The following is a 13,208-nucleotide window of genomic DNA, read 5'->3' on the forward strand; positions in this document are numbered from 1 at the left end:
ATAAAATACACCTAATGCGTTACAATCGATCTACATTTCCGTCAAAGCCCGAACATGCCCCTCACAAATTCGCTCAACACAACTCCGTTTGCTGTTGTATATTTTTATTGTATACCTTTGTTTGGAAACCAGTCTTTGTTTCCAACATTTTAACCCGCTACATGGAGCAGTAGTTTATGGAAAAAACAATTTTAGTCGTCGGCGCGTCCGGTTACATCGGTAGCCATCTTGTGCCCGAATTGGCCAGCGCGGGCTATACAGTCAGAGCAACAGGCCGAAACCTAAAATTGTTAGAAAAACGGGGTTGGCAAAACTTAGAAAACGTGAGTATCCATCACTTGGATCTCAACCAAGCTGATAAACTTCCCGAGCTTCTCGAAGGTGTCGATAGTGTTTTTTTCCTCGTCCATGGTATGAACCATGGTCATGACTTTATTGATATTGAGTTAGAGGCTGCACACAACTTCAGTGATGCCCTTAAAGAGTCTACCGTTAAGCGTGTCATTTACCTCGGCGCCCTACAGCCTACTGACGGCAAGCCTTCTGATCACCTTCAGGCCCGTAAAGCAACCGGTGATATTCTCAGGGAAAGCGGAAAACCCATCACCGAATTAAGAGCAGGTATTATCGTTGGTCCCGGCTCTGCAGCCTTTGAGGTAATGCGAGACTTTGTTTTCCATTTCCCGCTGCTCATTACACCGAAATGGGTGTATTCAAAAAGCTCCCCTATTGCACTTCGTAACCTGCTGTATTATTTGCTGCAGCTGCTTAATTTCAAACCGACCAAACATCAGATCATGGATGTTGCTGGGCCTGAAAACATTACTTACGCCCAGCAACTAAGAACTATCGGCGAACATATCGGTAAAAAAGCGCGGATCTTAGCGGTTCCTTTCCTGACACCAAAGTTCGCTGCAAGGTGGCTACACCTTGTCACATCCGTGCCGACTAATATTGCTAAGGCGCTCATCGGGGGCCTAGGTCATGACTTACAAGCCAATGGCAATGCTCTGCAGTCTCTTATCCCCCAACGGCTTCTTAGCTATGACGAAGCAGTAGAAGAAAGCCTTGGACACGAAAATGAAGTCGTCAGGAGTGATATTTGGGGGTTTGACCCTGATGCGCTTGCCCGCTGGCAGCCTGGCTTCGGTTATTACCCCAAGCAAGCGGGATATCGACTTAAAACCGATGCCACTACCGAGCAACTTTGGCGGCAGGTGCAACTCGTCGGAGGCAAAGAAGGCTATTTTTACGCCAATTATCTATGGCGGATCCGTGAGTGGATGGACTTTGTCATAGGTGGAGATGCACTCAGACGCTATCGCCGCGATCCTGAACAGCTTGAACTGGGCGATAAAATTGATTCCTGGAAGGTCATCAACATCGTCCCTAACCAATTTTTATCCCTGCTGTTTGGCATGAAAGCGCCGGGGCTTGGCCGTTTGGAGTTTACTATAGAAGACAAAGGTGACCACCGTGAAATAGACATCCGTGCATGGTGGCACCCGGCAGGGTTTTCTGGTTTGCTTTACTGGTTTGCCATGATGCCAGCCCACCTGTTTATTTTCAGGGGCATGACCCATGCACTGGTCGAGCGATGTCAGGCCAAGGCGCAAGAAGGGAAAACCGAGACGGTTTAAGGTTATTCCCTCAGAGGGCCATCAAAATTGATCATCATTATTTAGGTTGCACCCCTCACGTTTTCCTATCAATGAGGGCCGGTTTGATTCGAACTATGGTATTTTTTTCTAACTGGCCCTGCCATACCTGCTCCAGACAAACATAGGCTTGCTCTGCAATTTCCTCGACGGGTTGGGCAACGGTAGTCAACTGGTAACCCTGCCAATCCGCCAGAGGAACATTATCGCACCCGATAACACTCAACTGACCGGGTATAGCCAAGCCCAACTCCTGTCGGCAGTAATCAATTAAACCCAATGCCAATGCGTCGGATGCACAAAACACCCCCTCCAACCGCCCCAAAGCCATGCCTTCCTGCTGCGCGATATCATAACCTGCACGATAACCATAGCGACCTGCTTCCAAGCGAACAATCTCGTTGATACCACTCTTGCAAAGCGTCTCGTAAAATCCCTTAAAACGTTCATTCGATGCTTGCCCATCCGTTCTACCGGCAACAAACCCAATTCGAGAAAGTCCTTTTTCAATAAAATAGTTGGCAGCTAAATGGCCGGCATAATAGTTGTCAGTTTGTACTGACGGACTTTCTCCAGCAGGGTCCGAACGTCCCAAAGTGACTAATGGGAGGGACCATTTCTGGCACTGGGCAACACTTTCGATAGGTAGTGAACCCATCACAGCAATCACGCCATCAACCTGATAACCAGACAGCCTCATCAATGCCGCCTCCAGGTCTTCGGCTTGTTTTACATTGAGCAACATGGGTTGCTTACCATAGCGCTGCAGCACAGTAGATAATGTCTCGAACAAATAGGACTGATAAGGATTGGAGAAATCACTTATCAATATCGCGACCAAATTCGATCGGGCCTTTTGTGCAGGTGTACTCAGGGTCCTAGCAAAAAAGTTGGGCTGATAACCCAGCTTTTGCGCAGCCTTTAATATCTCATCCCGTTTCGTAGCATTAATACTTGCCCCTTCGGTAAACGCCCGGGATACCGCTGAACGCGATACCCCGACATATTCCGCAACATCCAATGCTGTAACCTTTTTATTCATGGAATATTAAATAGTCCTTCTTTGCAATGCCTTTAAAAATATATCCATCTTCAGCAACATCCAACCCGATCTTCGATTGTGCCTGCGCCCTCAATACCTCACGACATTGTGGGTCGATATGATAAAGCCACCATGAACTTCCGGGCTTGCGGAGATAAGCCTCTATTTCCTGCCAAGAGCCGTGGCTAGGATGGTTTGCCAAGGTCTCGCATTCAACGAACACCCAATCGGACTGTGCAGCCAGATTTCTTCCGTGCTCCAGAAGTTTACCGTCACCGGAATAAAATAGCGCCTGCCCCGAGGGCAGCCTCAATTGCACGCTAAGGTTTGACACCGCATGTTGAGTCGGAGCGACTTCAACCGCCCAAGGACCGATTGCCTCAACACTTAGGCTGTCAAGCCAGTCAACCTCAAAACCCAGCGTTGCCCGGGGCCAATGGGCAAATTCAACCAAAGGCTTTAGCACCTCCCATTGGGTTCGCTGCGCAACAATAGTCAGCGGCTTCTTGCGCCCTTTGGCATCCATCCAATTAAGCAGCGTCGTCAGCCCCGAACAATGATCGGGATGGCTATGGGTTATATAAATGGCATCTAATTGATTAGGCTCTAGCAAGCCCGCCAGAAGTACTTTAGGCACCCACGGCCCGCAATCAATCAACAGCGAAAAATCGAACTGCTGCACCAGCAGGCTGGCATTAGTTCGTTCGCTATCATAGGCATCACCGCTACCGACAACCCGGAAAGAAAAGTCATGCGGCATTGGCAACCTCTGACCGTTCAATCCTTTGCTCTTTCTGATCAAAATAATGGCAAACCGACTTCGACAGGCTCAATGGTAACTTGTCACCTTGAGCGTATGCGTATTCGCTTTCAACGACAAAGGTTTCTCCGGCCAATTCACCGTAATACAATCTGGCATGGCCGAGTGGCTCAACTACATTGATGGTCATTTCGCAATCATAAGCGGTTGGATCTACGACTATCTGGTTCGGTCTAAGTCCGATACTTTTCACTCCTTCGGGAATTGGCATATTCGGTGCAATCATACCCAGAGCAGTATGTGGCAGGAAGTTCATCACCGGTGTACCGATAAAGGCGGCAACAAAACGGTTTACCGGGCGGTTGTATAGTTCTTCCGGTGCGCCAACCTGTTCGATGTTACCTTTGTTGAGTACCACAATTTTATCGGCTAGCGTCATCGCCTCAACTTGATCATGGGTCACATAAACCATGGTCGCATTGAGTTGCTGATGGAGTTGCTTGAGGTAGACACGCATTTCCCCTCGAAGCTTGGCATCGAGGTTAGATAATGGCTCGTCAAAGAGGAATAGTTCAGGGTTACGGACTATCGCCCGCCCAATAGCAACACGCTGCCGCTGTCCACCTGAGAGTTCCCCCGGAAGACGGTTCAACAGTGCCTCGAGCTGCAGGTGGCGGGCTGTCTCTTTGACTTTGTTGCTAATGTCTGACTTATCGACACCTGCCATCTTCAGCGGGAAGCCCATATTCTTCTCGACAGTCATATGTGGATACAAGGCATAGGACTGGAATACCATAGCCACTTCCCGCTCTGAAGGGTGAATCCCATTAAGGCACTTACCATTGAGCTTGATCTCACCACCACTGATTGACTCGAGGCCTGCGATCATCCTCAGCAAGGTCGATTTACCGCAGCCCGATGGTCCCACAAACACCACAAACTCACCGTCATTGATCCCCAAATCAACATTTGGAATCACCAGATTATCACCGTAGGTTTTCTTTAGGTTGTTAATTGCTAATTTAGTCATTTTCTTCTTCTCTTATTTCAAACCCATCGAAAAGCCACGCAGCAAATAGCGCTGCATATAGCCCGCCAGCGCCAGCATTGGCAGCGATGAAACAATTCCGGCAGCCATTAATTCACCCCATGCAGTACCGTCTTCGGTCATGAAGTTAGAGATGAACAGCGGGATGGTGAATTTATCCGGGGTATGGATGAACAGCAGCGAAAACAGAAACTCATTCCAGCCAAGGATCATGGCGAAAATGGCTGTAGCCACCAGACCCGGTGCGCATAGCGGGAACACGATATGCGCTAAGCGGTTAAACAAATGGGCGCCATCCATTGCCCCTGCCTCCTCGATTTCCAACGGAATATCGCGGATAAAGCCAAGCAGCATCCAAATACAAAACGGTAGGGTATACACTTGGTAAGCTAGGATAAGACCCAGTTTGCTATTAAGCAGGCCAAGCTGATTCATCAATGAATACAGCGGGATAGCAACAACAATTGGCGGCATCATTTTAATCACCAATACCAACAGCAAAAACACATTGTCGAGCTTGGCTGGAAACTGGTAACGGACCAGTGCATAGGCAGCAAAAAAGGCGACAATCACAGACACCATGGTTGCCGAAAGCGCAATCAATACCGTGTTGCCGATCAATATTTGGAAATCACCCTGCCATAAGGCCTTAAAGGCCTCAATACTCAGTTGGGATGGCAGCAGTGAAGCTCCCGAACGCAGGATTTCTCCCGGTGGTTTGAATGCCGTACCGAACATCCAGATGATTGGTAAAAGAAACAATCCCACTGCCAGCCAAACCAGGACCGAATGGACAAAACGGTTCATGCCTTACCTCCTTGCAGTGCTTTGCGGGCATAGAACAGGGTCATGGCTAAAGAGATGGCCAACATCACCAAGGCTGCAGCACTTGCCATCCCAAGGTTGAAAAAGCGGAAGCCATACTTGTAAACAAACATCGACAAGGTTTCAGTCGCATTGCCGGGCCCGCCCCCTGTCATGACATAGACTTTATCGAACAACTTGAAGGTATCGATCGAGCGGAGCAACAGTGCCAGCATCAGTTGCTTTTGTACCAAAGGCAAAGTGATATAAACAAAGCTGCGCCAGCCTTTGGCCCCATCAACCATTGCAGCTTCACCGATATCCTTCGGTATTGACTGCAGGCCAGCTAAGATGATCAAAAAAGCCATCGGCGTCCATTGCCATGTGTCAACCAAGGCGATGGCATAAAGAGCAAGATTAGGATCAAACAACCATTCTTGGGCGGGTAACCCAATACCCACCAGTACATTGTTCAGTAGACCAAAGTCATAGTGATACCAAGAACGCCAGATAGACGAACACACCAAGGTCGATAACATCATCGGATAAATTATCACCGGTAAAGCGAATTTGCGGCCCGGAAACTGACGTTGAAACAACAAGGCCAAATAAAGCCCCAGCAAGACCTGAGCAATAGAAGCAACAAGGGTGAAAACAAAGGTATTCTTGATTGCTGATATAAAGAAAAAATCTTCCAGTAGCTCGGTAAAGTTAGCAATGCCGACAAACTGATAGGTTTGATTGGCGTAATCCACCTCACCAAAAGCGTTATAAATCACACTCAAGATGGGATAAACCGTCAGCAGCCCCAGAATGACCAGAGCTGGAGCCAGCAATAAACCCAACTGTTTACGGTTTTCAAATAACATAAGACACCTTAGTAACCTAACACCCAATCGCTGCCCCGCCACGAGGCAGCGACAGGGGTTAAATTACACTTTGATAATGCTTTCAATACGACGCTGTGCTTGGTTCAGGGCTTGCTCGGCAGTCATCTGGCCCATCATGGCCATTTGCAGGAAGTCTCCCAATACGCTTTCCACCTCTGCCCAGTTATGAATGCGAGGACGGGCCTTGCCCGTTGTCAGGGCCTTTGCCTGCTGCGGGTACCAACGGTATTTCTCCACAACCTCTTCATCCAAGTAGACGCTTTCACGTGTTGGCGGCATACCGTGTTCCAGTGCTAATGCTTTCTGGATAGCTGGACTTGTTGCAAACTGCAGGAAGGCTTCCGCTTCTTGTTTGTTGTTCGAATCTGCCGGAACGGCCAGCTGCCAGATACCCAGCATAGGTGCAGGCGCACCAACCTCGGCAGGCGGTGCCATAATTTCCATATCACCGACAACATCCGACATATCAGGGTTATCGAGATTTGGCACCCATGCCGGCCAAACTTCTATCGCCATTGCTGCTGTACCTTTTTGCAGCGAATCCCGAACTTCATCCGCGTTGTACACATCGACACCTCGCGGGGCGTACTGCTTCATTGCCAAGAATGTTTCAAGCGCTTGCTTGGCTTCGGGAGTATTGAGCGTTGCTTTGCCATCGCTACCTACCACATCGGCACCGTAGCCCCATAAAATTGGCAAGAATCCTGTCACGATCGGATTCCCCTTCACGCCACGGAATACCACACCGCTGGTCTCGGATGTGGCATCAATTTTTGCAGCAGCCTGAAGTACATCAGACCATGAATTTGGTTCAGCCAGGTCATGGGATTCAAAAGTCGCCCGGTTCCAGGCAAACATTGCCACATTACCAACCATCGGCATCGCGTAGAGATCACCAGATGCATCAGGGTAGCGGCCAATATCAAAAGGGGCTTTGACAAAATCGTTATCAACCACTGACTCGGACAAAGGAGCTAGCCAACGGTTGGCCATGAACTCCGGCGCCCAGGTGTCATCCATCAAGACCACATCGTAATTACCCGTCTTTTCTCGCATAGACAACACAATACTCTCGTAGAGGCCATTGTTTGGTCGCTGCACCAAGGTCACCTTTGCATCAGGGTTTTCCTTTTTGTATTCGTCGACAATGTACTGCATGGCTTGGCCATAACTACTGTCGCGACCCGCGATAACGAGTTCTCCGGCAATAGTGGTGAATGATGCTCCGATCATGGCAGTCGCCAGTAATGTGCGTTGCAGCATGGAATTCGCTCCTTGTTCCGTCTTCAACTAAACGGCATTGGTATGTGAGTGTGTTTTGAAATTTTGCACGCGCGTGCAAAATCAATGCAGACAAAGTTAACGGCGGAACATGTCACTTACATGAAGCAAAAGTGAAGGTTTTACGAGAGGCAATGGAGACAAAAAACGGGAACCGATAGGTTCCCGTTTGGCATTACTGTAATGATATGCAGGCAGCTTTAGCTTACTGATTGCTTGGCAACTCAGGCAAATGGGTACCTGCGTTACACGGGAAAAGCTTGTACTCGCCGTGGTATTTCACAATCGACTTGTAGTCGGTCACTTTGTACAGCAACATACCCTGTTCATAAGCAAGATCAACCAGCGCACGTGCATCGCCACGAACAAACAAAGATAGCGGCTTGACCAGCTCCCCTGCTTCATCGAAAGCCGCTGCATACTGAGTAGAGCACACAACCAGAGACGCCTGCCCATCGGTATGATGGGTCACTTTGCGGTTCACTTCATACTCAGTAGTTACCAGCCAATCTTGGTCTTCCAATTGCTCGTAAAGCGCTTTTAGTTGAACGTCATTCAAGATCTTGGCATTGAACGTATCCGTTAAGTCACCATCACGAGGAATGCCCTCATAGCAAGACTTGATCTGCTCAAACTGGTTCTTCAGCTGGGCATTTTTACCCATGCTGCGCGCCTGTTTCTGCCAGTCAACCAAGGTTTTGCCGACCACATGATCATAACGCTGCTGCTTAATAACCTTGGTCACCCAAGCATTGAGGTACAGAGTCTCACTCACGGGATTCTTCGGTGTTTTGCCTGCCTGCTGAGAGTCCGTTAGCTCTTGCAATCCCTGTGATACAACTTTATAGATTTCTTGATAAAACGTAGCCATTGATAACCTTTATGCTTCTTTTGAAAGGAACCAATAAAACAAAGCTGAAAGCACTGCACAGCCAGCCATTGTCAGCGCCATCGGCCACGGCGTGTTATTGTGCATCAAAGCCACCAGACCGCCGACAACGGTACCGGTACCAAAACGCAAGGTGCCCGCCAAAGATGATGCCGTACCCGCCATATGAGGATAGCGCGCAAGCAAACATGCCATGGTATTACTACCGATAATTGAGATGGTTCCGACAAATAGCATGACAGGGATCACTACCCCCCACAAGCCCAAGCCAAGCAGCTGACCACAAACCAAGCCAATACCGGCGATTAACTGTACAGTCAGACCAAAACGTAACATCCAGTGTGAGCCAACCTTTTTCACCATGCGGCCATTGATACTGGTCATCATAATCAAGCACACTACGTTAAGGCCAAACAACAGACCAAAGTGTTGTGTGCTGACATGGTAGATATCAATGTAGACAAACGAGCCCACGGTCAAGAAAGTAAACATGCCGGCGAAAGAGAAACCGCTACTAAACACCAAACCCACCGCCACCGGCGTAGTCAGCATCTTGGCATAGTTGCGTAACGTCGAGCCAAGATGAAACGGCAAGCGTTTTTCCTTAGGCAGGGTTTCAGGGATCCTGGTGACGACAGCGAGACCAATCACAACAGCGAAAAATGCCAATACCCAGAAAATCGAGCGCCAGCCAAACCAGACTGCCAGAAAACCACCCAACATAGGCGCAACCAGAGGCGCGACTGTCATTACCAAGGTAATAAAAGACATCATCCGGGCAAAGTCTTCCCGTTCGAACATATCACGAACCAAGGCCTGAATAATCACCGCCGCTGCCGCGCCAGCAAAGCCCTGAGCGGCACGGATCCATGTCAGTTCGATAATGTCACCGGAGACAGCACAGAAAACAGCAGCAATGGCGAAGAGAATAATGCCGACAATCAAAACAGGTTTTCGGCCATAGCTATCAGCAAGTGGGCCGTGTATCAGCTGACCAACAGCAAAACCTGCGGTATAGGCCGTCAACGTTGCCTGCACCAAACCGGGATTGACCATCAAATCTTTCGCGATGGTCGGCATCGCCGGAAGATACATATCAATGGCCAAAGGTGTTAGCGCACCAATTGCCCCCAATATAATAATGAGTTGAATACTAAGTTTCTGGCTGTCTGTCGCAGTCATGTGTTCTCTGTTGTGCTGGAAAAAGTCAAAGACTTATATTGTACGACGAATTAACTGAATACACTCTTTCCCTCTAGGAATTAGTGCGTTTCTGTCATGTCATATTAGTAAGGCGTAAATAAAAGGAGGAATGTATAGAATGAAGAGGGATCATCAGAATAATCCCTCTAGTATGAATCAACTAGTTTACTGCCATATGGCAACCAACTATTTAGTAAATGACGCCACTTCTTCTGCGGTCAGAGCACGGTATTCTCCCGGCTCAAGCTCTTCATCCAATTCAACACTGCCGATTTGTTCACGATGCAGGGCTTCTACCTTGTTACCCACTGCAGCAAACATACGTTTTACCTGATGATACTTGCCTTCAGAAATGGTTATCAGCGCAGCCTTCTCGTCAAGGATCTCCAACTTAGCCGGACGAGTAAGATCTTTTTCGCCGCGAAGCTGCACACCTTCAGCAAACTGCTCAACGGTTTCAGGCGCAATAGGATCAGCGGTTTCAACATAGTAAACCTTTTCGCAAACATGACGTGGCGAAGTAATACGGTGTGACCACTGGCCGTCATCTGTTAGCAGCACCAAACCCGTAGTATCGCCATCAAGACGACCTGCAACATGCAGTTTTTCCGGGCTGACCACATCCAACAAGATGAATACTGTTGGATTAAAATCATCAACATGCGAACACACAAAACCTGATGGTTTGTTTAGCATGAAGTATCGCGGACCATCAAAACGTAACGTACGGCCGTTGAATTCAACATCGCAATCATTGGTCACTTTCTGGGAACCGTTCTTAACAATCTCGCCGTTAACTTCAATTTGTTTGTTTTTTAATAGTTTACCGGCTTCTTTACGGGTAATTCCAAGTGTTGTGCTAAGAAACTTATCAAGCCTCATGGTTGGCTCCAGATGGTACAAAAACGCGTATCATATCAAGTCTAGCGCCCTTGGGCATTATCCCTTTCTCGTAATGGGCTAAAATAGAAGCATCTGAACAACGAACGCACGAAGCGGCTCTTCGTGAAACAATTTAATCCCAAAAGTTCAGTGCAAAATCTCAGAACGTAACTAACCTCAAAGTCTCGAACATTTTTCGATGTATCTTTAAATTTCAATGGACGTATTCAGGCAATAGTTACGTATAACAAGTATCATCTACGCATTGGTTATACCGACTAACTGTGAAGGTTACGATATGAACATCTCACTTGTTGCGCCAAGTATTTCATCCATGGACATGCTACTCAAACTGGTTGAGGAGCTTTTTGACTATGAAGTACTGCCTAAAAAGAAAGAACAAACTCAACAGGCTATCCAGCACTTACTTACTAACCCTGAGCTAGGCCAAGCTTGGTTTATAGAAGTCGATAACGATGGTGAAAAGCTTATCGCGGGCCACATCATCATAAGCTATAGCTTTAGCCTAGAGCACGGGGGACGCGTCGGGCTCATCGACCAATTCTATCTCAAGCCAGAATGGCGCCAACAAGGCATTGGTACTGCTCTTATACCTCAAGTCGAAGCTCGTGCGGCATCTGCTGGGGTTCATGCACTCTCTCTAGAGGTGAATATCGGCAACAAAGGGGCACGTAAGTTTTATGAAAAACACGATTTCGTACCGCGCCGTCAATTTTGCATGATGACCAAGGTTATTGCTCCTAAAGAAGTGCCACTGAACATCGCTTCTTAAACGTCAAAAGAGATAACACACCCGTTGAAAAAGCTTTTGTCAGCGGGTGTTTTCTTTCATCAGTCCTACCTGTACACTTACACAGTATTTTATTACTTCCGGCTTTTACACCTTTATGTATACGCTTCGCCCCTATCAGCAAGACAGTGTCAACGCGACCATCCATTATTTCAGAAAGAATTCCACGCCTGCAGTGCTAGCCCTGCCTACCGGGGCCGGAAAAAGTCTGGTGGTGGCCGAGCTTGCCCGTATTGCCCGCGGTCGTGTACTGGTACTAACCCATGTCAAAGAGCTGGTCGAGCAAAACCACAGCAAATACGAAAGTTATGGCCTCAAAGCCTCTATCTTTTCTGCCGGTTTAGGGCGCAAAGAAACCGACAGGCAAGTGGTCTTTGCCTCTGTGCAGTCCATGGTTAACAGCCTCGACCAGTTTGCCAATGAGTTTTCTCTGCTGGTTATCGATGAGTGCCACCGCGTTCCTGATGATGAAAACAGCGCTTACCGCCGGGTGATCTCCCATGTGCAGAAAATCAATCCCGGGATTAAGATCCTTGGCCTTACCGCGACACCTTATCGTTTAGGGATGGGTTGGATTTACAAATACCACACCCGCGGCCAAGTCCGCACCGAACAAGAACGTTTCTTCAGGGACTGTATTTTCGAATTACCTATTCGCTTCTTGCTCGATGAAGGCTTTTTAACCGAGCCAAAAATGATGGATATGGCAGTCTTGGGCTATGACTTCTCTCAACTTAAGCCTGGTAATAACGGCCGTTACAAAGAGGCGGATCTCGACAGCGTAATTGAACAATCCGGCCGGGCCACCCCAATGATCATCGATCAGGTTGTTGACTATGCTAAAGATCGCCGCGGGGTCATGATCTTTGCCTCCACCGTCAACCATGCCAAGGAGATCATGGGCTATCTTGAAGGTGAAAACGCCGCGTTAGTTATCGGCGATACCCCGCTGGACGAGCGCGACCGCATCATAGATCAGTTTAAGAAACAAGAAATCAAGTACCTGGTTAATGTATCAGTATTGACCACCGGTTTTGATGCCCCTCATGTCGACTTGATTGCCATTTTACGCCCGACAGAATCAATCAGTCTTTACCAACAAATTGTTGGCCGTGGGTTACGTTTGTTCGAAGGCAAGAGTGATTGCTTAGTACTTGAGTACGCTGGCAATTGTTATGACCTGTACCAACCGGAAGTTGGCGATCCTAAACCCAATAGCGACAGTGAAGTAATCATGGTGCCCTGCCCTGCCTGCGGTTTCAAAAACAGCTTCTGGGGTAAACTCGATCCTGCCGGATTCCTGATTGAACACTATGGCCGTCGCTGCCAAGGTTATTTCGAAGACGATGATACCGGCGAGCGTGAAGAGTGTGGTTATCGTTTCCGGGCCAAATACTGCGAAGAATGTGGCGCGGATAATGACATCGCGGCAAGGCGATGCCATGTGTGTGATGCCGTGATGGTTGACCCAGACAAGAAACTTCGTGACGCCCTCAAGCTCAAAGATGCCATGATCATGAACTGCCATGACCTGCGCCTTGAGCCGGGCAAGAACAAGTTTGGTAAACCTCAACTCAAAGTGATTTATATCAGTAATGAAGGTGCCGAAATCAGCGAAGTATGGCCACTATCGACCAAGGGCCAGAAAGATAACTTCATGAAGAAATTCGTCAATCCGCATCTGGCTGATCGTCACCGTCCTTTCACTGATACCGCGCCGACCAAAGTGGCCAACAACGAGCATCGCTTTCGACCACCGGAGATCGTTATTGCCCGAAAAAGCGGACGTTTCTGGGCAATTCGCGACAAACTGTTCGATTTAGAACAATATCAAAACAATTAATAATCATACACTTAACCCGTGCAACAGCTTACTCTTCGTTACATGGGTTCGATAAACTTACAGACTCGAATATAACCTTACACTTTCAATGACTAAA

At 48.1% G+C, this 13,208-nt stretch carries 12 protein-coding genes; 3 read left to right on the top strand and 9 right to left on the bottom strand.

Translation table 11 applies throughout. The features are described from left to right. Positions 1-176: 176 nt before the first annotated feature. Positions 177-1,640 carry an SDR family oxidoreductase gene (locus tag ACXAD4_RS10890; protein ID WP_475241298.1) on the top strand — a complete coding sequence of 488 codons (1,464 nt, stop codon included), beginning with the start codon at positions 177-179 and terminating at the stop codon, positions 1,638-1,640. 55 nt (positions 1,641-1,695) lie between these two features. Here the strand turns inward: ACXAD4_RS10890 and ACXAD4_RS10895 are convergent, their stop codons facing one another. From ACXAD4_RS10895 to rsuA, 9 genes are all read right to left on the bottom strand, one after another. Further along, positions 1,696-2,700, bottom strand: a complete 1,005-nt coding sequence (locus ACXAD4_RS10895; protein ID WP_475241299.1) for a LacI family DNA-binding transcriptional regulator — start codon at positions 2,698-2,700, stop codon at positions 1,696-1,698. Then, complete coding sequence (locus ACXAD4_RS10900) at positions 2,693-3,460, bottom strand: MBL fold metallo-hydrolase (protein WP_475241301.1); 768 nt, start codon at positions 3,458-3,460, stop codon at positions 2,693-2,695. Before ACXAD4_RS10900 ends, ACXAD4_RS10895 begins: the two co-directional genes overlap by 8 nt. After that, on the bottom strand, positions 3,450-4,490 hold the full coding sequence (locus ACXAD4_RS10905; RefSeq protein ID WP_475241303.1) for an ABC transporter ATP-binding protein: 1,041 nt from the start codon (positions 4,488-4,490) through the stop codon (positions 3,450-3,452). The genes ACXAD4_RS10900 and ACXAD4_RS10905 overlap by 11 nt, the downstream gene beginning before the upstream one ends. A gap of 12 nt (positions 4,491-4,502) precedes the next feature. Then, positions 4,503-5,315 (bottom strand): carbohydrate ABC transporter permease, encoded by an 813-nt coding sequence (locus tag ACXAD4_RS10910; RefSeq protein WP_187460865.1) that lies wholly within the window; start codon positions 5,313-5,315, stop codon positions 4,503-4,505. Further along, positions 5,312-6,181, bottom strand: coding sequence for a carbohydrate ABC transporter permease (locus tag ACXAD4_RS10915; protein WP_475241304.1), 870 nt, complete (start codon positions 6,179-6,181; stop codon positions 5,312-5,314). The genes ACXAD4_RS10910 and ACXAD4_RS10915 overlap by 4 nt, the downstream gene beginning before the upstream one ends. Before the next feature lie 63 nt (positions 6,182-6,244). Beyond that, on the bottom strand, positions 6,245-7,465 hold the full coding sequence (locus ACXAD4_RS10920) for an extracellular solute-binding protein (RefSeq protein ID WP_475241305.1): 1,221 nt from the start codon (positions 7,463-7,465) through the stop codon (positions 6,245-6,247). 223 nt (positions 7,466-7,688) lie between these two features. Continuing rightward, positions 7,689-8,354, bottom strand: coding sequence for a DUF2913 family protein (locus tag ACXAD4_RS10925; protein WP_475241307.1), 666 nt, complete (start codon positions 8,352-8,354; stop codon positions 7,689-7,691). A gap of 9 nt (positions 8,355-8,363) precedes the next feature. Next, on the bottom strand, positions 8,364-9,554 hold the full coding sequence (locus ACXAD4_RS10930; RefSeq protein ID WP_317521782.1) for a Bcr/CflA family multidrug efflux MFS transporter: 1,191 nt from the start codon (positions 9,552-9,554) through the stop codon (positions 8,364-8,366). 207 nt (positions 9,555-9,761) lie between these two features. Further along, positions 9,762-10,457 (bottom strand): 16S rRNA pseudouridine(516) synthase RsuA, encoded by a 696-nt coding sequence (gene rsuA / locus ACXAD4_RS10935; protein ID WP_475241309.1) that lies wholly within the window; start codon positions 10,455-10,457, stop codon positions 9,762-9,764. 298 nt (positions 10,458-10,755) lie between these two features. Here rsuA and ACXAD4_RS10940 point away from each other — a divergent pair, with 298 nt between their 5' ends. Continuing rightward, a complete protein-coding gene (locus tag ACXAD4_RS10940) occupies positions 10,756-11,250 on the top strand; it encodes a GNAT family N-acetyltransferase (protein ID WP_475241311.1) in 495 nt (164 codons plus the stop codon). A 115-nt stretch (positions 11,251-11,365) separates the two neighbouring features. Then, positions 11,366-13,111: a DNA repair helicase RadD gene (radD, locus tag ACXAD4_RS10945; RefSeq protein ID WP_475241313.1), complete on the top strand. Its 1,746-nt coding sequence runs from the start codon at positions 11,366-11,368 to the stop codon at positions 13,109-13,111. The last annotated feature ends 97 nt before the right edge of the window (positions 13,112-13,208 follow it).

The organism is Photobacterium sp. AWH4_225 (assembly GCF_056158405.1).